Below are 22,468 nucleotides of genomic sequence, written 5' to 3' on the forward strand. Positions count from 1 at the left end.
CTCAAAACGTCCTTCAATCCGGTGAAACCGCATTCACCGGATTGCCCACTCAGGGCCACGTCATAAAGAACATCTGTATCATATCATGATACATACCACTTGATGTTGGCCATGTATCACGCTATGATACATTTCGTAGTTAGGGGCCAGACGTGATCCGCTCTTTCAAAGACTCCATGACTGAGATGGTCGCGAGCGGAAAAACCCCGAAAGGTTTTCCGGTCGACATCGTCAGATCGTCGGTTCGCAAATTGACGATGATCGACGTGGCTCATGATGTGGAAGACCTTCGTTCGCCGCCGGGCAACAGGCTGGAGGCGTTGAAGGGAAATCGTGCAGGTCAGCATTCGATCAGGATCAACGATCAATGGCGCATTTGTTTTGTCTGGAAAGACGGCGGCGCCGAAGACGTTGAGATTGTCGACTACCACTGAGAGGAGCCGTTATGACAAGTGTCTTGCCCCCTGTTCACCCCGGTGAAATCCTTCGAGAAGAGTATCTCCTGCCGCTTGGGATGAGTGCTGGCGCACTGGCAAAAAAGCTGCAGGTGCCCCGAACGCGCATCGAGCGGCTCGCGACCGAGCAGGCTTCGGTGACGCCCGATACCGCACTTCGTCTGGCGAAGTTCTTCAAAACCTCTCCGCAGTTCTGGATGAGCATGCAGGCCAGTTACGACCTGAAGATCGAAGCGGCGCATTTGAAAGATGCACTGGAGACCATTCCTGAAATCGATGTCGCGGCGGCGTAATTGCGGCGCATAAGCGAAGCGGCGAGCTCTTAGTCCAGCGTATTGGGCGGGTACCCACACTTCTCAAATTTCATCAAAGTTTGATCGAAATCAATTTGAGCTCTGCAGAACCGGCTATCCTCTCCCCCATGACAACATCCATGGCCGAAGTTCGCGCCTCTTCCAATCGACCTGACGAGACGGACGCGCAGATGGTTATGGTTCCGGGGGACGAGCGTGAGCAAGATCGAGAAACTGACCAACAGGGACAAAGCCCTTCTCATTCGCAGTGACCTTCTCTCTCCCATGAGCGAGACATCGGCGCGGTCGGTCATCGACGCCGCGTCGCTTTTGACGCTACCCTCCCGTCATGTGCTCTTCACCGAGGCGAGTGCGGCGGAATATCTCTATTACGTATTGAACGGCCATGTGCGCCTGTTTCGCACCAGTCGCGACGGGCGCGAGGCCGATATCCGCATCTGCAGTCCAGGCGAAACCTTCAACGATTGCATGATCTTCGAGACCGGCAACCACCGCTACAGCGCCCAGACCACCGAATGCTGCCTGCTGGCAAGGCTGGAACTGTCGCGCATCAGGGCGATGCTCGAGGCGGATCCGACGGTAGCGCGGGCCATGATCGAAACCCTATCGAAGAACAATCTGAAAGTCATGGACTGCGTTGCCAATGACAGGTTGCAGACCGCGCCTCAACGCGTGGCGCATTACCTGGCGACCCAGGCGCCGACGGACAATGGCTCCTATTCGCTGCGCCTGCCGTTTCAGAAAAGCGTGCTGGCGGGCAAGCTCGGCCTTGCACCCGAAGCGCTCTCGCGCGCCTTCTCCACCCTGAAAAGCTGCGGCGTCAGCGTGCGCGGACGCGTCATCCACATCAAAGACCCCGCAGCCCTGAACAGGCTTTAGGACGTGCATCGCCCAGACCTATTCCGGCCATGTGAGCGCCAGCGAGCGTGGGAGATAAAGGTAAATCCTGTGCCTCATGGTAACTTCCTGTTTTCGAAGAGAATGCCTGCAAAAGTTCCGGCGACGATCAGACTGGCGCCGACCAAGCTGGTAGTTGTGATAGGCTCACTGAGCAGAGCATGGGCAAGGAGAAAGCCAAACAACGGCTCTGTACCCATGAGGAGGCTGACGCGCGTCGGTGACGTGCGACGCACCGCTGCATTCTGGACATAGAATGCCGCGATCGTGCAGAAGAGCGAGAGGAATGCCACAGCAAGCCAGAAGCTTGTGTCGCCGGCGAAAAAAAGGTCGTCGGACTTGCCCAGAACAATGATCATGAGCATGGTAGACAGAGCAACGGTCCAGGCCTGAATTGCGGTGAGGGCTGCCGTCGACATGGTTCGTGTTGCCATCAGACGTTTCGTCGCCACAACCATGACCGCCCGGAGTACCGCCGCGGCAAGAACAAGGAGATCGCCCCCTGTAAAGGTAAGGTTACCTCCGGTAAGCACACCCACGCCTACACAGCACGATGCTGTCGCGCCAATGATGCCCAAAGGCGGCAGCCGACGTGACAGGCCATAATCGAGAATAGGCGTGAAGACCACACAGAGTGAAATGATAAGGGCGGTGTTCGTCGCGCTGGTCAGCGTGACCCCGTAGGTTTCAGCGATGAATATCGCAAAAAGAATAGCCCCAAGAAGAATGCCACAGGCACGGTCGTAGACATTTGTGCTTGTAAGCTCTTTCCCGGCGATCAGCGACATTGCCAGCGCCGTCAAAAGAAAGCGGCAGAAAATCAGCACAAGGACGGGGGCAAGCACAAGTGCGCTCTTGGCCACGGGATAACTAGCACCCCACACCAAGGCGACTCCAAGAAGGGCGAGGTCTGCCCATGCCGATGCTGATGGACGCCGGTTTTCCAATACCGGCCTTGTCTGAATTACGGTCAAGCTATGGCTTCCTCTCCGGTTAAAGCGGTCCGAACTGGTCCGCCTCAAGAACGGGCAAAGGAATAGCCTTGTGGTAATTTTCGCTATAGTACGAAAACGCGGATCGCGATAATTTCAGCCAAGGGCTTGCTTGTAAGCGCCCGGAGTCATGCCGACTGTTGCGACAAAATGGCGAGCCATATGGCTCTGATCCACGAAGCCCGACTGGGCGGCCGCCTCGGCCGGTGACAAGCCTTGGGCGAGCATGGATTTCACAGCGTTGATCTTCAGCATGAGATGATAGGCATGAGGTGGGAGGCCTGTAACCCGCTTCAAAGCCTCAATCGTCTGACGGCGGCGAAGTCCTGCGATCGTGCACAATTCATCCAAGGGCACATCCCGCTCCACGTGCTCCCTGAGATACTCGATCGCATCGCAAATGCGCCCGTCCGGCCCCTTTGACGAACCTTTCTGAAGCGCTGATGGCGCCAACACGCCAACGATAGTCTCCATCATGGCATTAAGAGCTACATCCCTGGCAAGCGTCAGAGGTGAAGAATGCAGGACATTGTGGAAATGTGCGAAGCAGTTTGATAGCTCCGGGAGTGCGTGAAAAGTTTCAGAAAAACGAGGAAGAAAGAAGCTACTGCCATCGACTGCGTCATCGACGAACCTACGCATTTTTTCTTCGCTGACATAGACCATGCGCTGCTTCCAACCGGTCTCATGTCCTGCGCCCCCATGATGAACGTCACCAGGATTCATCGTGACGACTGTACCAGCGCCCACCTGGAAATGTTCACCCCGGCACCAAACCGAATGGATACCATCCTCGATAATCCCGATGACGTATTCGTCATGGGAATGAGGTTTGAAAGCCTGCTTCACATAATGAGCCGCCATGCTTTCCAGACCGACCTTCGCCGGGAAACGACGAATTGACACGTATTCATTCACGCGCGGTTTCTGAAGCAATCGTTCCGAGGTTTCTACCATGCACCGCCTTTTGTTTCGCTGCTCTCAAAAGCCCAATCCGTATCATGATTAGGTTGTATGTATAAAAATGCGATTGCAACTCAATTATGCGGCATAGCCGTTTGCTCATTCGACAGGTCCTGAGAAGACGACCAGCGGAATCAAGGCTTATATCCAGTCAGCCTCATTCACGATTTCTCCGGGTCGAGGCTACCGATAAAAAGTTGAACTGTTTCATAATATCAGGCCGAGGCTTTCACGATATCGGCCGGGCTGAGCGATATCTTGATACGCACGGATCGAGCCTGTGGACGTGTCAAAGCGGACCGGCCTCCCACAGGCTAATCCTTTTACAAGCCGCCCTGCTGCTTCAGAAAGCCGACGATACGGTCGATGCCCTCTCCGCGCTTCATGTCGGTGAAGAAGAATGGCATGTCCTTGCGCATGCGGGTGGCATCGCTGTCCATCACCTCAAGATCGGCACCGACATAAGGCGCCAGATCCTTCTTGTTGATCACCAGAAGGTCGGAGCGGGTGATGCCTGGGCCGCCCTTGCGCGGGATTTCCTCGCCCTGGCAGACGGAGATGACATAGATGGTGATGTCGGCGAGATCGGGAGAGAAGGTGGCCGCGAGATTGTCGCCGCCCGATTCGATGAAAACCACGTCGAGATCGGGGAACCGCTCGTTCAAACCGGCAATCGCCTGAAGATTGATCGTCGCATCTTCACGGATCGCCGTGTGCGGGCAGCCACCGGTTTCCACGCCGACGATGCGCTCCGATGGCAGTGCCTGCATGCGCACCAGCGCTTCGGCATCTTCCTTGGTGTAGATGTCATTGGTGACGACGGCGACGGAGAATTCAGAGCTCATCGCCTTGCATAGCTTTTCCGTCAATGCCGTCTTGCCGGAACCGACAGGCCCGCCAATACCAACTCTGAGCGGCCCATTTCCCGATTTCATGCCTGCTTCCCTTCTGGATGTGTTTTGCCGACCATAGCGGCCTCACGCCTGCCTCATCAACACCAAAGTAAAGGGACGGGGTCAGGAGCGGAAGAGCCGCGTGCCTTGCACTTCATGGCGCATGGGGGCCGTATCGGCAATGATGGTGGCCGATCCGAGATCGTCGAGCGTGGCAGTAGAGGCGCGGCTTGCAACCTCTCCCACCACCTCCTCCAGCCTCGCCAGGATCGCAACACCGTCCTTCTGCCCCGCGACACCGAGACGGATGCCTGCGGAAATCAGTTGCGACAGGCCGGAATGCAGATAGGCGGCGAGAATATCCTCCAGCGCAACGTCATGCGCGGCTGCCACGGCACCCACCGCAACCGGATAGGTCGGCGAGGCCGGCAGCCTGTCGAAGACTGGGGACGGCCAGGCGCGTGCGGCATCCACAAAGGCATCGCCCAGGAGAACCGTCTCGCGATAGCGCTCCGCAGAACCCGCGAGAGCCCTCGACAGTTCGGCAGTCTCGTCCAGCATGGCGTCGTCGGCAAAGCCGTTCCAGGCCTGGCACACCATCACCGCATCGTTCCACAAGGTTCCACGCTGGAGCGAAAGCCCAATCCAGTCGCTGAGACTATCAGCATCCGAGATGCGGCGGTCGGCGACCGCGCTTTCAAGGCCGCCGGAATAGGAGAAGGCGCCCACCGGAAAGGCAGGCGACATCCAGGCCAGCAGTCTGAGCAGGCTATCCACATTGTGCTTCGGCATCATGCGTCAATCGTGATGGTGGTGGCCATGGCTACCGTGTCCATGATCCCCATGCCCGTGATCGCCATGGGAATGGCCGCCATGCGAATGCCCACCATGTGCATGATAGGCGCCGCGGGCCGGCTGGAAGGGTTCTTCCACATCCCGCACCGTTGCACCAAGGCCCTCCAGCATGGCACGGATGACGTGATCGCGCAGGATGAGAATACGATCCTCCTCGATCTGCGCCGAGAGGTGGCGATTACCGAGATGCCAGGCAAGCTCGATCAGATGCAGCGGGCTCTTTGCGGTGATCTCAAACAGCTTCTCATTGGCTGCGCGCACCTCCACAAGGTCGCCATTTTCGACGACCAGCAGATCGCCATGGGCAAACAGCACGGCTTCCTTCAAGTCCAGCATGACCATCTCGTCATTCTGGAGATGCAACAACTTGCGTCTCAAATGTCGCTGGTCATGGGCAAGGGTGACATAGCCGCTCGGCTCATCGGCGTGTGTGCCTGCGGGGAGATAGGATTGAACACGTAACATGGAGTTGTCCGGCCTGACTGTAATGCTTCAAGCAATGAGTCTTGCCGGATGGGATGGGGGATTGCAAGCCGCTACAGCATCGGCCCGAAAATCGGGATTGATTTTCGCAGACGCACGATGCGTGAATTCAAATAGCCAACGCCTCCAGCGAGCACAAATGCGCCTCATAGAATGACGGCGACACCGGGGTCCCTTCGGCTCAGGAGGCCGCCTGGAGTGCCATGCCAACTGTCTCGTTGCGTTCCACACGGGCAAATCCATCGCTATGGCAAAGGCGATTGCGCCCGGCGGCCTTGGCAATATAGAGCGCCTTGTCGGCCAAGGCGAAAGTATCGTGTTTCGATCGCGACGGCTCGATTTCGGCAATGCCGACGGACACCGTCGTCTGCAGCAGATTGCCTTCGAAATTGACGGAAAGACAGGCAACACGGACTCGCGCCATTTCGATCAGCGCGACGCGATCCTTGCGCTCTCCGCCACAGACGATCACGCCGAACTCTTCGCCGCCGAGCCTTGCGACACAGTGGAAATCGCCGAACACATCCTCGATTGCCCGGGCAACGCGCTTGATCACCAGATCGCCAGCGCTGTGGCCGAAATTATCGTTGATCGACTTGAAGCGGTCGAGATCGAAGATAGCAAGCGAGGCGTTGTTCTGAATGTCTTCGAACGCCTGGTTGAACGCGCGGCGATTGGCCAGGCCCGAGAGCGTATCGGTGCGGCTCAGCCGCTCAAACTCCGCCTGCGATTCCCGCAACTGGCGGATCGCCTTGGCAAGAACCGTGCAGAGAATTCCGGCGACCAGGCCGCCGACGATCCAGCCCATGGCGATACTGTAGGAAACAGCTTCCGCAAGCGGAACGGGAAGAAGCCCCAGCGCAGAACCGATCAAAATGACGGCCAGACTGATCACGATGGACAAGGATATGGAGATGAACACCATTTTCATCGCAAAGCTTCGCAGCGTCTGGCCCCGGCCTTGATCGCTGAGGCTCATATCGAGCGAGATAAACTTTGCGAACCCGTCAGCCATCAGCCTCTTACCTCCATAAGGCAACCGATAAGCAGAAAAGGTTGCGACATCTTCAATAGAACAAGTAAAAGTTTAAGCTAGTTTTATGCATGTGCGGTCGTGGTGAAATTAATCGCATATGTGCTTAAACAAGGATGACCTTAAGCTTGTCATTCCCCACGGGCATGAACGGCGAAGCAGCAGGAATGATCCGCAGAATTCTCATGAAAATGCTGTCGGGCGCCTCCGCTTTGCCGCACGCGGCCCCAGTTCTGCTTTGGTGTCGTTATCCCCCAGATTTCCGTATGACAGCGTCCGAGGGCTTTTCGCGGCATGCTCTCAAAGAACGAAGAGAGCCAGATCCTAGCTCTCATCCCGAGATTTTCGGAAAGAGGATGGGGAGATACCAAGGCGCTGCAAACGCGCATACAGGCTCCGTCGTGGAAGTTTCAACGCCTCGGCAACAGCCGTAGCGTCACCGCCATGGTTTTGAAGTGCCTGGGTGAGAACGCTCGTTTCGAAAGCATCCATCTGCTCCACCAGGCCCAACCTTGTCGACAGGCCTTGGCGCGGTGACGCAAGGCCAAGCGCGATCTGCGTTGCATAGTTGCGCAATTCACGGACATTGCCCGCCCATTCGTTGCTGAGCAGAAACGCCTCGATCTCGCCATCGATCTGCGGGCTGGGAAGCCCATGCCGACGCGCCGCGTCCTCTAAAAACACGTGGAAGAGGATGGCGATATCCCCCTGCCGCTGGCGCAGAGGCGGCACACCGATGCGCACGGTCTCGAGGTGATACAACAGGTCCTTGCGAAAGCCCGCCCTTTCGTCATCACCGGCAAGATGTTTGCGTGTCAGGGTGGTGATGATCCGGATATCCACGGGCATCGTCCCGCCACTGGGATTGGGCATTTCGCGGCTTTCCGCCACGCCCAGCATTCGCCCCTGCATCAGGGCAGACATGGTCTCCGCCCCATCCAGAAACAGCGTTCCGCGCTGGGCCTCGGCAATCAGCCCACGTCGCAGGCGCGTCCCGAACAGCGTCTCGTCAACCATCGCATCAGAGATCGACGCGCAATCGACGCGGATGAAGGGGCGCCCACGTCGCGCGCTCCCCTGGTGCAACAGTCTGGCAATCAGCTCCTTGCCGGTGCCAGTCTCGCCTTCGATCAGAACATTAACGTCCGTTGGCGCGACCCGTTCGACCAGGTCCCGCAACTGCACCATCGCCGGTGTCTGGCCAAGCAGCGGCGATGTCAGTTCCGCTTCCAGGGCCGCCTGGCGCAGCCGCCGATTGTCGACGACGAGGCGGCGGGTTTCGAGCGCCCGCCGGACGGAGGCGATCAGATGGTCCGTCATGAACGGCTTTGCCACGAAGTCGAAAGCGCCCCGCTTCAGGGCAGCCACTGCCATGGCGATATCGCCGTGGCCCGTCATCAGGATGACCGGCAATTCCCGGTCTCGCGCCAGAATGGCATCGAACAGGTCGTTGCCATCCAACCGCGGCATGCGAAGATCGGTGACGACGACACCGGGCAGCGTCGTGGAGAGGCTGGCGAGCGCCGATTTCCCATCGTCATGCACTTCCACCTCCAACCCGGCGATGGCGAAGCTGTCCGCCAATGCTGCACGAAAGGCGAGGTTGTCTTCAACCAGCAGAATCTTCTCCGGTGCGTTCTGCGTCATGCCGCCCTCATCGTCACAGTAAAGGCCGCGCCCCCAAGCGCCGACGCCGTAATGGTGAGAGAACCGCCGAGATCCTTCATGATGTCTTGGGCAATGCCGAGACCGAGCCCAAGACCATTGGGCTTGCCGGTGACGAAGGGCTCGAAGACTTGCTTGCCAAGCTGTGGATCGATGCCGGGGCCGTTATCGGCAACCGTCAGGCAAATCATGCCCTCTTCACGCTCCACGGTGATCGCAATCTCTGGATCGGGATGTCCCTCCAGCGCATCCATGGCGTTCTGCAGCAGATTGACGACAACCTGTTCGAGCGGCACACGCTTGCCCAGCACAGTTGGTTGACCGCCTGGCGGCAAAGTCAGGCGAATGCCCGCCCTGCGGATACGATCTTCCATCAACAGCATGGCGCCGGCGATCATCTCGTCCAATGGCTCTTCGCCGATCTGCCCCTCCCCCTTGCGGGCAAAACCGCGCATTTCCTGCGTTAGCGTGCCGATCCGCTCCGTCATCGCAATCATCGTGCCGAGGCTGTCGCGAACACGCTCGCTGCGGCTGGCGGCAAGATGGTGCAGCGCATTTTCCGACAGGGTGCGAATAGTGGCAACCGGCTGATTGATTTCATGCATGAGGCCAGCGGTGATGGAGCCGACGGAGGCGAGCCGATTGGCCTGTGCCAGCTCCTCGCGCGCCTCCCGATAACGCTGATCGGCAATTGCCCGATAGCCCATTTCTTCACGCAGCTGCGCCGTTCTTTCAGCGACCGCCGCCTCGAGGCTACGCCGCTCCGCAGCACGCCTTGCGGTGCGATTGGCCTGCCACCAGACGGCGAAACCGGCGAGAAGCAGAAGCGGCAGGATGGCAAGCGTGGCAAACGTCGCTCGCCGGTCCGCGGCGATACGCGCTTGCCGCGTATTGAGAAGATGCAGGATGCGAAGATCCGTTCCGGCAATGGGAAGTGCGGCATAGACCATGTCAGCGCCCTCAGCCGTCTCGATATGATCCGGACCGGCAAACCGATAATTGCCCGGCTCCAACTTTGCATCGCCATACTGGCTGATCGCATCGATACGCTGGCGAACGGCGGTTGGCAGCGGCGCCAGCGTTGTCAAAATCTGGTCCTTGTCGGGTGCCGCCAGAATGATGCCGTTGGCATCGACGATCAGCGTGCGCCCCGGATCACCGGCCCAGATGGAGGAAAGCGCACCGAACTCGTATTTGACGACGACGACGCCGGATGCCGCATCATTTTGGCCGACGCGCCGCGCCAGAAACAATCCCGCCTGACGGGTGAGTAAGCCGGCACCATAATACTCCGCCTTCCCGTCGCGCATGGCGCCGGAGAAATAGGGCCGGAAGCCGAAATCCTGCCCGACGAAGCTGCTGTCATCGCTGGCATTGGAAGCGGCAACGGCAACGCCGTTTCGATTGATCAGATAGATATAGGAGGCTCCGGTCTCTCGCACGAGAGAGCCAAACTTGTCGCTGAGCCGCGCTGCCGTCTGAGCATTCCTAGTCGAGAGAACATCGACCAGATCGCCATATTCGCCCAGAACGATCGGCATGAGCCGAAAACGGGCAAGTTCGCTGTCAATCAGCAGGCTGTGCTGGCGCACCAGCAACTCCGCCTCTTCGGCCAGTTGCTGCGCCGCTTGCCGACGCGACCAGAGTGACGCTCCGCTCCAGACGAGAGCGATAGCGGCCAGGACGAGCAGCACCAGCACGACGATTTGCAGACGAGGTTTCACTGACATCTGTGCAGGATATTGCACGATCTATCAGAATGCCATGCATAAATCAGCACAAATTTCTTTCGCAGTACGCGGATAAATTTTGAAAAAATAATAAAATTCAATAGCTTGACCAAAGAGCAACAAAACCTTCACACGTCGACCGCCCCTCCCGCAGATTGCATGAAGAGGACGCGCCGTCGGGAGGATGGCCCAACAGCTAAAAATCAACGGCCATGTGCTGATCAGCAACCACGCTTTAAGCGGGACAATCGCTGGTCACTCTAAGGGAAGACCCAAGCCCCAAGCCGCGCGTCACGATCTTGGCCCTGCCTGGAAGAATGCACCGGGCGTCTTTGTAAAACTTGACCAAGGGAGGGTCTGAGTGTGTTGATCGAGACCGGAAATACTGTCACCCAGGGAAGCGCCGCGCAGTCGGCGGACCGCAAGCACCGCCTGAAATCGATTATCGGCGGCTCGACGGGCAATCTCGTCGAATGGTTCGACTGGTATGTCTATGCCGCCTTTGCGCTTTACTTCGCACCGCACTTCTTTCCCGCAGGCGATCAGACCGCACAGCTTCTCAATTCCGCAGCCGTCTTCGCCGTCGGCTTCGTGATGCGCCCTGTCGGCGCATGGATCATGGGCCTTTATGCCGACCGTCATGGCCGCAAGTCCGGTCTGGCACTTTCGGTAACCCTCATGTGCCTGGGCTCGCTGATCATCGCTCTGACGCCCGACTACAACACGATCGGCGTGGCCGCGCCCACACTTCTCGTCATCGCCCGCCTGTTGCAAGGTCTTTCCGTCGGCGGCGAATATGGCGCCTCTGCCACCTATCTTTCCGAGATGGCCGGCAAGGAACGCCGCGGCTTCTTCTCCTCCTTCCAGTATGTGACGCTGATCTCGGGCCAGCTCCTGGCGATCGCCGTCCTCATCATCCTGCAGAACGTCATGAGCACGGAAGATCTGAATGCCTGGGGCTGGCGCATCCCGTTCTTTGTCGGTGCGGCACTGGCCGTGGTGGTCTTCTGGCTGCGTCGTGGCCTTGCAGAAACCGAAAGCTTCAAGAATGCCAAGGCTGAAGGCAAGCCGAAGTCTGGCTTCTGGCAGCTTCTGACCAAGCATCCGAAAGAGACCGCGCTCGTCATGCTGCTGACCGCAGGCGGCACCTTGGCCTTCTACGCCTACTCGATCTACATGCAGAAATTCCTCGTCAACACCTCCGGCTTCTCGCGCGAAGTTGCCAGCGAGATCAATGCCATCACGCTCCTCATCTTCATGCTGCTGCAGCCAATCGCGGGCGGATTGTCCGACAAGATCGGCCGCAAACCCCTGATGATCGCATTCGGCGTGATGGGCGTTCTTTTCACCTACCCGATCTTCTCGGCCCTGGAGCACACCAAGGACCCGCTGATTGCCGGACTGCTGGTCATGGCCGCACTGGTGATCGTGACGGGCTACACCTCGATCAACGCGGTGGTCAAAGCGGAACTCTTCCCCGCCCATATCCGCGCACTCGGCGTTGCTCTCCCTTACGCGCTCGCCAACACGCTCTTCGGCGGTACCGCGGAGTTCGTCGCACTGCGCTTCAAGAGCGCCGGCTGGGAACAGGGCTTCTACTGGTACGTCACCGCCATGATCGGCGTGTCGCTTGTCGTCTACCTGTTCATGCGCGATACCAGCAAGCAGAGCGAGATCATCGAAGACTAAAAGACCCTCATCAGGGGTCTGCAATCGATGACAGATTGAATGCGGGCGCCGTCTTCGGACGGCGCCCGCTTCATTGTGGGTAGACGAATTCTCGTAACTGACGTCAGTATCGCAAAAGCACAACGCATCATTTCAAACACGTGCGCCCCTCGCCGATCCGCCGACGGAGCGGAGACGGCGCTAAGGCGACGATCGCGCAGTTATGCGGACCGTTTGAAAAAGCCCGATATCAGAACAGGAAGTAGCGCTGCGCCATGGGCAGAACCGTTGCCGGTTCGCAGGTCAGCAACTCGCCGTCGGCGCGCACTTCATAGGTCTCCGGGTCCACCTCGATATGCGGGGTCAGCGTGTTGTGGATCATCGAGGCCTTCGAGATGCCACCACGGACATCCTTCACCGCCACCAGCTTTTTCGCCACGCCGAGACGCTGTGCCAACCCGCCATCGAGCGAGGCCTGCGAGACGAAGGTGACGGAGGAGTTGGTGCGCAGCTTGCCGTAAGCTGCAAACATCGGCCGGTAATGCATTGGCTGCGGCGTGGGAATGGAGGCGTTCGGGTCGCCCATGGGTGCCGCCGCAATCGAACCGCCGAGCAGCACCATTTCCGGCTTCACGCCGAAGAAGGCCGGGGACCACAGCACGAGGTCGGCGCGCTTGCCGACTTCGACCGAACCGATCTCGTGGCTGACCCCATGGGCGATCGCCGGATTGATTGTGTATTTCGCGATGTAGCGACGAACCCGGAAATTGTCGTTCTCGCCCTTCTCATCCTTCAGGCGGCCGCGCTGACGCTTCATCTTGTCGGCCGTCTGCCAGGTGCGGATCGCCACCTCGCCGACACGGCCCATGGCCTGGCTGTCGGAAGAAATGATCGAGAAGGCGCCGATATCGTGCAAAATATCTTCCGCCGCGATGGTCTCCTTGCGGATGCGGCTTTCGGCAAAGGCGATGTCTTCAGGAATGGACGGCGACAGATGGTGGCAGACCATCAGCATGTCGAGATGTTCCGCCAGCGTATTGACCGTATAGGGCCGTGTCGGGTTGGTGGAGGACGGAATGACGTTGGGGTTGCCGCAGATCTTGATGATATCCGGCGCGTGACCGCCGCCTGCCCCTTCCGTATGGAACGCATGGATGGTGCGGCCCTTGATGGCGGCCACCGTGTCTTCCACGAAGCCGCTTTCGTTCAGCGTATCGGTATGGATCATCACCTGCACGTCGAAGGCGTCGGCCACCGTCAGGCAGTTGTCGATGGCAGCCGGGGTCGTGCCCCAATCCTCGTGCAACTTCAGCGAGGAGGCGCCTGCCAGGATCATTTCTTCCAGCGGCTTCGGCAGCGAGGCATTACCCTTGCCGGCAAGTGCAAGATTCATTGGAAAGCCGTCGAAGCTTTCGATCATCCGTTCGATATGCCATGCACCGGTGCAGGTGGTGGCAAGCGTTCCATGCGCAGGGCCAGAACCGCCGCCCAGCATGCAGGTCACACCGCTCATCAGCGCTTCTTCGATCTGCTGCGGGCAGATGTAGTGGATATGGGCGTCCATGCCGCCAGCGGTCAGGATCTTGCCCTCACCTGCAATGGCTTCGGTCGAAGGGCCGACGATGATCGTCACGCCCGGCTGCGTATCCGGATTGCCCGCCTTGCCGATCGCGTGGATGCGCCCGTCCTTCAGGCCGACATCGGCCTTGTAGATGCCCGAATGATCGACGATCACCGCATTGGTGATGACGGTATCGACCGCACCCTCCGCACGGGTCGCCTGGCTCTGGCCCATGCCGTCACGAATGACCTTGCCACCACCGAACTTCACCTCTTCGCCATAGGTGGTGAAATCCTTTTCGATTTCGATGAACAGCTCCGTATCGGCCAGGCGCACCTTGTCGCCGGTGGTCGGGCCGAACATGCTGGCATAGGCGGCGCGGGAAATCTTGTAGGACATGGGCGGTCTGGCTCCCTCAGAGGCGGAGAAGGCGATTGTTTTGATAAAGACCAAGGCGGCATCCGCCTGGGCCTCGTGACGTGTCTTGACAGATCCGTGCTACCAGAACTGTGCGGAAAGCGTCTTTAACTCCTGCGTCCGATCGCGGCTCATCTGCGCAAGGCAAGAGGCGACAAGCTGCGGCTCCATCGACCCGCCACGCGCCTGAAATCCCGCGAGTTCGCAATTGGCATCGCGGTAGGCGACCCAGGCGCGCTGCGCAGCAACCAGCGCGTCGACCGCGCCCTTGCCGTTCTCGTCAGCCGCCTTGTCGCGCTCGCCTAAAAGCTTGCGAAGCTTCTGGTACTCGACATTCAAGTCCTTGTCGGCCTTGTCGTAGTCTTCCCCGGCGCACTGGGTCATCTCCATCTGCGTCTGAGGGTCGGCGCAATTGACCTTTTTGTCCTGGGCAAACGCCGCGGTGGCGGCGCCGGAGCCGATAAGCAGAAAGAGCGAAACCAACGCGCTCAGATGCAACTGCGAGGCCATCAAAGCTTCCCCATCACCTGCTGGCGAAAGCCATACACCTCACGCTTGCCGGAAAGCGGCACCAGCGTCACTTCACGCTTTTGCCCCGGCTCGAAACGCACCGCCGTGCCGGCCGGAATATCCAGTCGCATGCCGCGGGCCTTGTCGCGCTCGAAGATCAGCCCGGCATTGGTTTCGAAGAAATGATAGTGGCTGCCCACCTGCACCGGGCGGTCACCGGAATTGGCCACCTCGATGGTCACCGTCGGCTGGCCGGCATTGAGCTCTATCGTGCCCTCGGCAGCAATGATCTCACCTGGTATCATGGTCGTGCTTCCACTGTATGGGTTTCAGTTGTGTATTTGACTTGGTTATCCATTTTTCGCACCATTTCGGGCGCAACCAAACACACTACAAATAGGCTCAAAGAAATGCAAAACGCTACGATCCAAAAGGTGAATCTTGCTGTTTTCAAATTACCTGTCTTTTTCCGGTCATAGTACTTTACAAGTCCACTTAGACTTGTCCTGCCAAATATTTTTCGCTCTATGTGAATCTTAATATATGCTTCATGCACCTTGATCACATGAGCATGAGCTCGATAGCGAAATATGCCGTAGCCACTTATCAAGACCGGAAAGAAGGCTGACAAAGCTAAAGCAAGCGGCCTTAAGCTCTCAGCGCTTAAGACGAGCCAATATATTAAACCGACCGCTACCATACTGAGAATTTCGAACTGGTTCATCGTTCGAATTTCTTCATCGATTCTTGTACGTGCTGCCTTCATCTCTTCTAGAAGGTATTGATAACGAACGTCGGCACTTGCACGCACTTGGAGAGGCGTTCTGCTACCTGAAGGTTGATCATCAGCGCTCATCGACAAAGCCCTTCCGGTAGATCACCTAATCGGCTCATGCACGGTGACGAGTTTGGTGCCATCCGGGAAGGTGGCTTCCACCTGCACATCGTGGATCATCTCGGCGATGCCTTCCATGACCTGATCGCGCGAAATGACATGGGCGCCCGCTTCCATCAGGTCAGCCACGGCGCGGCCGTCACGCGCACCTTCCACCACATAGTCGGTGATCAGCGCGATCGCCTCTGGATAATTGAGCTTGACGCCGCGTTCGAGCCGCCGGCGCGCCACCATGGCGGCCATGGAGATCAGGAGCTTGTCTTTTTCCCGGGGAGTAAGGTTCATCGTCGTCCCATTCCAGCCGAGCGTCCTTCAGGGCTTGGAAGGTACGCTCAAAATCATCCCGCCGATGCAGTCACTTAAGCCCAACATTCATCCGGCTTTAGGGGCGCTGCACCCGCTTCACAGATTCCAGACTTTCGGCACTGGCGCGCCGTTGCGCAAGAGCGAAATGATAGGAAAAAGCATTTTTCTCAGGGAGAAACCGTCCTGCGCAGACAGTCGCACGACGAGCTTCCCCTGCCATTCGCTGGCGCCGCCGCTTTCTCCGGCAAACGCTCTGATTTTAGGCAAGAGCGCCTCAGCCAGCGGCCCGATATAAAGGATGGTGGCGAATGCGACCCGGCCCGCGAGAACGGAAGAGTGCTGCGTCAGATCGGCAATGCGACCGTCGAGAAAAAGCTCCTCCGCATGAAAGAGCTTGCCGCCGTGACGAATGCGCCAGCGGTCCCGAAACAGCCCCTCTTCCATTGCTTCGCCCATGGCCTGACGGCCAAGCAACACCGCTTCCACAGCGAGAAACTCGGACGAGGCATGCAGATCAGCCTCCAGCCTGCGTGTCAGCGAGGCGCGATCGAAAAGGATGGTTTCCTGGGGAAGCCAGTGGAGCCGGGTGTTTTCTTCCGCTGTGACACGAACGGAGACATTCGCAGTTCCGGCAGCGGCCTTGTAGACCTTTTCGCAGGCCTGCGTGGTAACGACAAGGCTGGTGCCTGCCTTGGCATGCGCCTGCCATTCCACCTCGTCTCCCCCGGTCAAACCGCCGGAGGAATTGATGAGAATGGCTTCCATTTCATTGGAAAATGTATCGGGGAGCCTGATCTTGGCGCAGCCTTCCTGGAACAATTCATCCAGACGACTGCGCCCATCACGCGCTTTGGTTACAATGCGTCCTCGGCCACGGGCGCGTTGCGGACGGGGTTGGCTGATGCTTTCAAGGACTGGCTGCACGTCGTCTCCGAGGGCTTCGCGGATGCGGAAACCGCTTTCACAGAGCAATCCGTCTTCGACGTTGCGTCGACAACCATCTGCCCTTCCGTATTCTGGAAGAAATCCCACATTCTTTCGGCTGCATCAACCTGTCTTGCGCTCTCATCACCCGATGTCCTGCGGTCCACCGCAGGCTGCGCCTTCGGCGTCACATCGCTGCCGGGCTTGCGGGTCAGAACGGCAGAAGCGGCAATGACGTCGGACTTCATCGTGGCGCGCGGCCATGCATGATCCCAGGCGTCGATCACATAGGAATGGATGCGCGATCCGCTCTTGCAGACATCATAGGAATTGAAGGTGAAGTTGCCGAGAGACTTGCTTTTGACAGCACCCTTGCAGCCATCGAGCTCAGCCCAACGCTTCAACGCCGTCTCACCACCATACTGCCAGTAAGGCTTGCCACCGCCCTGATAGGGATTGGCTGGATCCTTCGTGCCGGCAAAGGCGATGATCGACATGGGCTTGGCCGGCGTGCAGCTTGCCATGTCCGGCCGCCAGCGGCCTTCGGCTTCCACCGGAACGCCTGCGCGAAGTGAGGCAACGAAGCCAGCCGCGGCAAAATCATTGCTGCCGCTGCACAGATATTGGGAAAGCATACGCCCGCCGCCGGAATAGCCGGAGCCATAGAAGCGCTCTTCATCGACGCAGAACTTCGACTTCACCATGGAAACCGCATCGCGGATGAAAGAGACCTCATCCAGCCCGCCCTTGCGGGTGGTCACGCCCGGCACGTTCCAGGCATGGGTACCGGGCAGATCGCCGTCGAGACTGCCCTGCAGTGCCACGACCATGACGCCCGTACGTTCGGCGACCTTGTCCCAGCCACTGCGATCCAACTGGCCGTTCGGGTTGCTGTTGCTGCCATGAAAGTCAAAAACCACCGGCACCGGCTTCGATCCATCATATGAGGATGGAACGAAATAGACGCCGTCGCGTTCTGCTCCCTGTGACATGAGCGAAAACTCATGCCGACCGGGCTTTGCCGCCTGACCACACATCGACGCCGATGCTGCGGCGCTCATGCTTGTGAGAATGGCAAACCCTGCGAACAATGTCTTGGCAGGAAATTGAAGCCGGAACGTCCGGCCAGCAACAGTCAAATTCATCGGCACGCCTTTATTGGCACAGTTCTCCGACAAGATGCCGGAAAATTCGCGGAATGTAAGGGATCGACGGTCGCGGCGTGCAGATGACCTCTCGGGTGTGTCTTGCATGCAGCATTCATGTTGCCAATAACACAGGACTTTGGTGAATGAAACGTAAAAACCTGCATGAAAGCCATGCCTGAGCGCATGGCTGTTCACTTTATCACGGGGTTTTTATTACGGCGTGAGCAAATCCGCAGCAACTATACTGTCAAATGCCGCCGCGCTTCCGGCGTGTCGAGCGTTTCCGCCGCACCTTGATGCACCACCTCGCCGCGATCCATGATGTAGACATAGTCGGCAAGCTCGCGGCAGAAATCCAGATATTGCTCGACAAGCAGGATCGCCATGCCGGTGGAGTCCCGCAGATACTTGATGGCCCGGCCGATATCCTTGATGATCGACGGCTGAATGCCTTCGGTCGGCTCATCCAGCACCAGGATCTTCGGACGCGTCACAAGCGCCCGACCGATCGCCAGCTGCTGCTGCTGCCCACCGGAAAGATCGCCGCCGCGGCGTGACAACATGCTTTGCAGCACCGGAAACAGGCTGAAAATATCGTCGGGAATAAACCGCTCCTTGCGCGGCAACGGCGCATAGCCGCTCTCCAGATTTTCCTGCACCGTCAGCAACGGAAAGATCTCACGCCCCTGCGGCACGTATCCCACACCGCGCTTCGCCCGCTGGTAGGGTGCAAGTCCATTCAGGCTCTCGCCACCAAAGGTAATCGAGCCGCCGCTGATGGCATGCTGCCCGGTGACCGCACGCAACAGCGAACTCTTGCCCACCCCGTTGCGCCCCAGCACACAGGTGATCTTGCCCATCTCGGCATTGAGCGAGATGCCACGCAAAGCCTGCGCCGCGCCATAGTGAAGATTGATGTTTTCGACGCTTAGCATGGTGTTACCTTCGGCTGCGGCTGTAATATGGATCCTCGGGTCGAGCCCGAGGATGACGGCAGTGGGTGGAGCGACCCTTGAGTCAAACCCATGGACAGCGCCTGAGCTCGGGGCACCCCATCAAACTCACTCTCTTCCGTCATCCTCGGGCTTGACCCGAGGATCCACGGCAGCACACGCAGACGCTCGAAAAACTCGCTCATCCCCTCACCGCCCCAGATAATTCTCGATAACCTTCGGATCGTTCGAAACGAAATCGATCGATCCCTCGGCCAGCACGGAGCCTTCGGCAAGGCATGTCACCTTGACGCCAAGCTCGCGGATGAAGCCCATGTCGTGTTCCACCACCACCACGGAACGGGTCTTGGCGATTTCCTTCAACAGCACTGCCGTTTCCGCCGTCTCGGCGTCCGTCATGCCCGCCACCGGTTCATCCACCAGCAGAAGCTTCGGCTCCTGCGCAAGCAGCATGCCGATTTCCAGCCACTGTTTCTGGCCGTGCGAGAGGTTCGCCGCCAAGTCATCTCGGCGGTGGCCGAGGCGCACAGTTGCGAGGATTTCCTCGATGCGCGCCTTGTCCTCTGCCGTCAGACGGTAGAACAGCGTGGCGAAGACGCCGCGTTTGCGGTTCAGCGCCAGTTCCAGATTGTCCCAGACCGTGTGGCTTTCGAACACAGTCGGCTTCTGGAATTTCCGGCCGATGCCGAGCTGGGCGATGTCCGCCTCGTCCTTCTTCGTCAGGTCGATCTGGTCTTCGAACAGCACTGTGCCGCTGTCCGGCCGCGTCTTGCCGGTGATGATGTCCATCATCGTCGTCTTGCCGGCTCCATTCGGGCCGATAATGGCGCGCAACTCGCCGGGCTCCACCACGAAGGAAAGAGAGTTCAGCGCCCGGAAGCCATCGAAGGAAACGGAAACGCCGTCGAGATAGAGCAGGCTTTTTGCTCTCGTATCAGAAACTGTGTTCATATCCGCCTCACTCCGCTGCCTGATGCGCCACCGCATCGTCATTGCCGGGCTTTGCCGGATTGTCTTTGGGCTTTGCACCCTTGCCGCGACGACCCGCCATAGTGTGCTGGATGGTGCCGACAATGCCCTTGGGGAAGAACAGCGTCACGGCGATGAAGAGGCCGCCCAGCGCAAAGAGCCAGAACTCGGGAAAGGCGCCGGTAAAATAGCTCTTGCCGCCATTGACCAGCAGCGCGCCGATGATTGGCCCGATCAGCGTGCCGCGACCGCCAACGGCCGTCCACACAACCACTTCGATCGAGTTGGCCGGCGCGAATTCGCCCGGATTGATGATGCCCACCTGCGGCACGAAAAGCGCACCGGCAATGCCCGCCATCATCGCCGAAACGACGAAGGTGAAGAGCTTGATGTTTTCGACGCGAAAGCCAAGGAAGCGAACCCGGCTTTCGGCATCGCGCACACCCACCAGCACCTTGCCGAACTTGGAGTTGACGATACCGGAGGCAATCATCAGGGACAGCGCCAGCATCAGTGCGGTCATGGCAAAGAGTACCGCACGTGTGCCATCCGCCTGAACGGAAAAGCCGAGAATATCCTTGAAGTCTGTCAGGCCGTTATTGCCGCCAAAACCCATGTCGTTGCGGAAGAAGGCAAGCAGCAGTGCATAGGTCATGGCCTGGGTGATGATCGACAGGTAGACGCCATTGACGCGCGAGCGAAAGGCGAACCAGCCGAAGATGAAGGCAAGCAGACCGGGCACGACCAGCACCATCACCATGGCGAACCAGAACATATCGAAGCCGTGCCAGAACCACGGCAGTTCCTTCCAGTTGAGGAAGACCATGAAATCCGGCAGCACCGGATCGCCATAAACGCCGCGCGAGCCGATCTGGCGCATCAGATACATGCCCATGGCATAGCCGCCGAGCGCAAAGAACGCCCCGTGGCCAAGCGAGAGAATGCCGCAATAGCCCCAGACGAGATCAAGTGCCAGCGCCAGAAGCGCGTAAGCCAGATACTTGCCGAGCATCGACATCATATAGGTCGGCACATGCAGCGGGTTGCTGGGCGGCAAGAGCAGGTTCAGCGCCGGAATGATGAGCGCCACGGCCAGAATGATGCCGATGGCAATCGAGATGCGGCGGTCGAGCGCGCGAAGGAGAAAGCCGGTAATCATGCTTCGATCGCCCTTCCCTTGAGTGCGAAGAGACCGCGTGGCCGCTTCTGGATGAACAGGATGATGAGGACGAGCACGAGGATCTTGCCGAGAACGGCACCGACGGTCGGCTCCAGGAACTTGTTGAGGACACCAAGCGACAGCGCGCCGACCAGCGTTCCCCAAAGATTGCCGACACCGCCAAAGACCACGACCATGAAGCTGTCGATAATATAGCTCTGGCCAAGATTGGGCGACACATTGTCGATCTGGCTGAGCGCGACGCCCGCAAGACCCGCAACGCCCGAGCCGAGCGCAAAGGTGAAGGCATCGACCCAGGGTGTGCGGATACCCATGGAAGAGGCCATACGCCGGTTCTGGGTCACGGCGCGCATCTGCAGGCCGAAGGACGAGCGCTTCAAAAGCAGAAGCAGAGCGAAGAACACCGACAGCGAGAAACAGACGATCCAGACGCGGTTCCAGGTGAAATTCAGATAGCCGACGCTGAAGGAGCCGGACATCCAGCTTGGGCTGCCGACCTCGCGGTTGGTCGGCCCGAAGATGGAGCGCACGCCCTGCTGGAGGATCAGCGAAATACCCCAGGTGGCCAGCAGTGTTTCCAGCGGCCGGCCATAGAGAAAGCGGATCACGCCGCGCTCGATGACGAGACCGACAAATCCGGTGACGATAAAGGCGACCGGCAGCGCGATGGTGAGCGACCAGTCGAACAGTCCAGGGAAGTGGCTACGAATGATGTCCTGCACGATGAAGGTGGAATAGGCGCCGATCATCACCATCTCGCCATGGGCCATATTGATGATGCCCATCACGCCGAAGGTGATGGCAAGGCCGATGGCGGCAAGCAGCAGCACGGAGCCGAGAGAAAGGCCGTACCAGATATTCTGCGCGGCATCCCATAGCGCCAGCGAGGATTGGATATGCGAGATCGCCGCGTCGATGTCCGGCTTCAGGCTGGCATCGACGGAGGATGATGCAGCCATCAGGATGCTTATGGCATCACGCCCGCCGATCGTCTTGATCGTGTCGATGGCACCGCGCTTGTCTTCAACGGAGCGGTCGGAACTCAGGAGGGAAACGGCACGCGCCTCTTCCATGCGTGCGCGAACCTGGCCGTCGGTTTCCTTGGCGAGAGCGGCTTCCAACAGCCCGAGATTTTCAGCACTCGGCGCTTTCAACACGGCGTCCGCCGCGGCAAGCCGCACGCCACGATCCGGGCTCAGCAGCGTTAGACCGCCAAGTGCTGCACGCGTGACACGGCGCAGCGTATTGTTGACCTTGATCTTCGTCACCGCCGCCTTCGGCGCTTCACCGACCGCCTCACCGGTCACCGGATCGATCAGCGTCAGATTATCGCCGGCGGGCTTGGTGAGAAACACCAGGTTGTCAGCCTTGCGAACATAGAGTTCACCGGCGGCAAGCGCTTCGAGTGCAGGCACGACGCGTGCATCGCCGGTCGCAGCAATCTGCCCGATCAGCGCTTCAGCCTGCTTGAAGTCGGCCTTGCCCAGCGCATCGATCAACGGCTTGGCATCGCCCTGCTGGGCAAGCGCCGAAGCCGTCAGGCTGAACAAAAGGCCGATCACGGCCAACAGTCGGAAAAACATGGTCCCAAGTCCCCCTTGGAGCCTCCCTCCCTCTCGACGTCATCCTCGGGGCTCGACCCGAGGATCCATCACGT

23 protein-coding genes are annotated in these 22,468 nt (G+C 58.9%); 4 read left to right on the top strand and 19 right to left on the bottom strand.

Going from position 1 to position 22,468, the window contains the following annotated elements; translation table 11 throughout:
* The first annotated feature begins 152 nt into the window (after positions 1 to 152).
* The 3 genes from EYC79_RS19915 to EYC79_RS19925 all read left to right on the top strand — a co-directional run bounded on the left by EYC79_RS19915 (position 153) and on the right by EYC79_RS19925 (position 1,648).
* The gene (locus EYC79_RS19915) at positions 153 to 434 is read left to right on the top strand and encodes a type II toxin-antitoxin system RelE/ParE family toxin (protein WP_130979266.1); all 282 of its coding nucleotides are present in this window, start codon (positions 153 to 155) and stop codon (positions 432 to 434) included.
* Positions 435 to 445: 11 nt separating this feature from the next.
* A complete protein-coding gene (locus EYC79_RS19920) occupies positions 446 to 748 on the top strand; it encodes a HigA family addiction module antitoxin (protein ID WP_062439985.1) in 303 nt (100 codons plus the stop codon).
* Positions 749 to 964: 216 nt separating this feature from the next.
* The gene (locus EYC79_RS19925; RefSeq protein WP_062598795.1) at positions 965 to 1,648 is read left to right on the top strand and encodes a Crp/Fnr family transcriptional regulator; all 684 of its coding nucleotides are present in this window, start codon (positions 965 to 967) and stop codon (positions 1,646 to 1,648) included.
* Between the two features lie 74 nt (positions 1,649 to 1,722).
* Here EYC79_RS19925 and EYC79_RS19930 read toward each other — a convergent pair whose 3' ends face one another.
* The 8 genes from EYC79_RS19930 to EYC79_RS19965 all read right to left on the bottom strand — a co-directional run bounded on the left by EYC79_RS19930 (position 1,723) and on the right by EYC79_RS19965 (position 10,280).
* Entirely contained in the window at positions 1,723 to 2,640 is a 918-nt protein-coding gene (locus tag EYC79_RS19930) for a DMT family transporter (protein WP_130979268.1), read from the bottom strand.
* A gap of 114 nt (positions 2,641 to 2,754) precedes the next feature.
* A complete protein-coding gene (locus EYC79_RS19935; protein WP_130979270.1) occupies positions 2,755 to 3,615 on the bottom strand; it encodes an AraC family transcriptional regulator in 861 nt (286 codons plus the stop codon).
* A gap of 329 nt (positions 3,616 to 3,944) precedes the next feature.
* Complete coding sequence (gene ureG / locus EYC79_RS19940) at positions 3,945 to 4,556, bottom strand: urease accessory protein UreG (protein WP_062439974.1); 612 nt, start codon at positions 4,554 to 4,556, stop codon at positions 3,945 to 3,947.
* A gap of 81 nt (positions 4,557 to 4,637) precedes the next feature.
* Positions 4,638 to 5,309 carry an urease accessory protein UreF gene (locus tag EYC79_RS19945; protein ID WP_130979272.1) on the bottom strand — a complete coding sequence of 224 codons (672 nt, stop codon included), beginning with the start codon at positions 5,307 to 5,309 and terminating at the stop codon, positions 4,638 to 4,640.
* A gap of 3 nt (positions 5,310 to 5,312) precedes the next feature.
* Positions 5,313 to 5,834: an urease accessory protein UreE gene (gene ureE, locus EYC79_RS19950; protein WP_130979273.1), complete on the bottom strand. Its 522-nt coding sequence runs from the start codon at positions 5,832 to 5,834 to the stop codon at positions 5,313 to 5,315.
* Positions 5,835 to 6,033: 199 nt separating this feature from the next.
* Positions 6,034 to 6,867 (bottom strand): GGDEF domain-containing protein, encoded by an 834-nt coding sequence (locus EYC79_RS19955; RefSeq protein ID WP_062426238.1) that lies wholly within the window; start codon positions 6,865 to 6,867, stop codon positions 6,034 to 6,036.
* Between the two features lie 342 nt (positions 6,868 to 7,209).
* On the bottom strand, positions 7,210 to 8,532 hold the full coding sequence (locus EYC79_RS19960; RefSeq protein WP_130979275.1) for a sigma-54-dependent transcriptional regulator: 1,323 nt from the start codon (positions 8,530 to 8,532) through the stop codon (positions 7,210 to 7,212).
* On the bottom strand, positions 8,529 to 10,280 hold the full coding sequence (locus EYC79_RS19965; protein WP_130979277.1) for a sensor histidine kinase: 1,752 nt from the start codon (positions 10,278 to 10,280) through the stop codon (positions 8,529 to 8,531). The genes EYC79_RS19960 and EYC79_RS19965 overlap by 4 nt, the downstream gene beginning before the upstream one ends.
* A gap of 369 nt (positions 10,281 to 10,649) precedes the next feature.
* Between EYC79_RS19965 and EYC79_RS19970 the strand changes: the two genes are divergently transcribed.
* On the top strand, positions 10,650 to 11,969 hold the full coding sequence (locus EYC79_RS19970) for an MFS transporter (RefSeq protein WP_062441039.1): 1,320 nt from the start codon (positions 10,650 to 10,652) through the stop codon (positions 11,967 to 11,969).
* Positions 11,970 to 12,198: 229 nt separating this feature from the next.
* Here the strand turns inward: EYC79_RS19970 and ureC are convergent, their stop codons facing one another.
* The 11 genes from ureC to urtB form a co-directional block, all read right to left on the bottom strand.
* Positions 12,199 to 13,908, bottom strand: a complete 1,710-nt coding sequence (ureC, locus tag EYC79_RS19975; RefSeq protein ID WP_130979279.1) for an urease subunit alpha — start codon at positions 13,906 to 13,908, stop codon at positions 12,199 to 12,201.
* A 99-nt stretch (positions 13,909 to 14,007) separates the two neighbouring features.
* Positions 14,008 to 14,436: a lysozyme inhibitor LprI family protein gene (locus EYC79_RS19980; RefSeq protein ID WP_130979281.1), complete on the bottom strand. Its 429-nt coding sequence runs from the start codon at positions 14,434 to 14,436 to the stop codon at positions 14,008 to 14,010.
* Positions 14,436 to 14,741, bottom strand: coding sequence for an urease subunit beta (locus EYC79_RS19985; protein WP_062439962.1), 306 nt, complete (start codon positions 14,739 to 14,741; stop codon positions 14,436 to 14,438). The genes EYC79_RS19980 and EYC79_RS19985 overlap by 1 nt, the downstream gene beginning before the upstream one ends.
* Complete coding sequence (locus tag EYC79_RS19990) at positions 14,738 to 15,292, bottom strand: hypothetical protein (protein ID WP_130979282.1); 555 nt, start codon at positions 15,290 to 15,292, stop codon at positions 14,738 to 14,740. Before EYC79_RS19990 ends, EYC79_RS19985 begins: the two co-directional genes overlap by 4 nt.
* Positions 15,293 to 15,313: 21 nt before the next feature.
* On the bottom strand, positions 15,314 to 15,616 hold the full coding sequence (locus EYC79_RS19995) for an urease subunit gamma (protein ID WP_130979283.1): 303 nt from the start codon (positions 15,614 to 15,616) through the stop codon (positions 15,314 to 15,316).
* Positions 15,617 to 15,733: 117 nt separating this feature from the next.
* Complete coding sequence (locus EYC79_RS20000; protein ID WP_418123519.1) at positions 15,734 to 16,456, bottom strand: urease accessory protein UreD; 723 nt, start codon at positions 16,454 to 16,456, stop codon at positions 15,734 to 15,736.
* 35 nt (positions 16,457 to 16,491) lie between these two features.
* Positions 16,492 to 17,706, bottom strand: coding sequence for a CE1 family esterase (locus EYC79_RS20005; protein ID WP_130979284.1), 1,215 nt, complete (start codon positions 17,704 to 17,706; stop codon positions 16,492 to 16,494).
* Between the two features lie 242 nt (positions 17,707 to 17,948).
* Positions 17,949 to 18,644: an urea ABC transporter ATP-binding subunit UrtE gene (gene urtE, locus EYC79_RS20010; RefSeq protein ID WP_062598804.1), complete on the bottom strand. Its 696-nt coding sequence runs from the start codon at positions 18,642 to 18,644 to the stop codon at positions 17,949 to 17,951.
* A gap of 207 nt (positions 18,645 to 18,851) precedes the next feature.
* Positions 18,852 to 19,613 carry an urea ABC transporter ATP-binding protein UrtD gene (urtD, locus tag EYC79_RS20015; protein ID WP_062426613.1) on the bottom strand — a complete coding sequence of 254 codons (762 nt, stop codon included), beginning with the start codon at positions 19,611 to 19,613 and terminating at the stop codon, positions 18,852 to 18,854.
* 7 nt (positions 19,614 to 19,620) lie between these two features.
* Positions 19,621 to 20,790 (bottom strand): urea ABC transporter permease subunit UrtC, encoded by a 1,170-nt coding sequence (gene urtC / locus EYC79_RS20020; protein ID WP_130979285.1) that lies wholly within the window; start codon positions 20,788 to 20,790, stop codon positions 19,621 to 19,623.
* Complete coding sequence (urtB, locus tag EYC79_RS20025) at positions 20,787 to 22,394, bottom strand: urea ABC transporter permease subunit UrtB (RefSeq protein ID WP_130979287.1); 1,608 nt, start codon at positions 22,392 to 22,394, stop codon at positions 20,787 to 20,789. The genes urtC and urtB overlap by 4 nt, the downstream gene beginning before the upstream one ends.
* Positions 22,395 to 22,468: the final 74 nt, after the last annotated feature.

Origin of the sequence: Agrobacterium cavarae, from assembly GCF_004310285.1 — a bacterium.
In the GTDB taxonomy this organism is placed as follows: Bacteria; Pseudomonadota; Alphaproteobacteria; order Rhizobiales; family Rhizobiaceae; genus Agrobacterium; species Agrobacterium cavarae.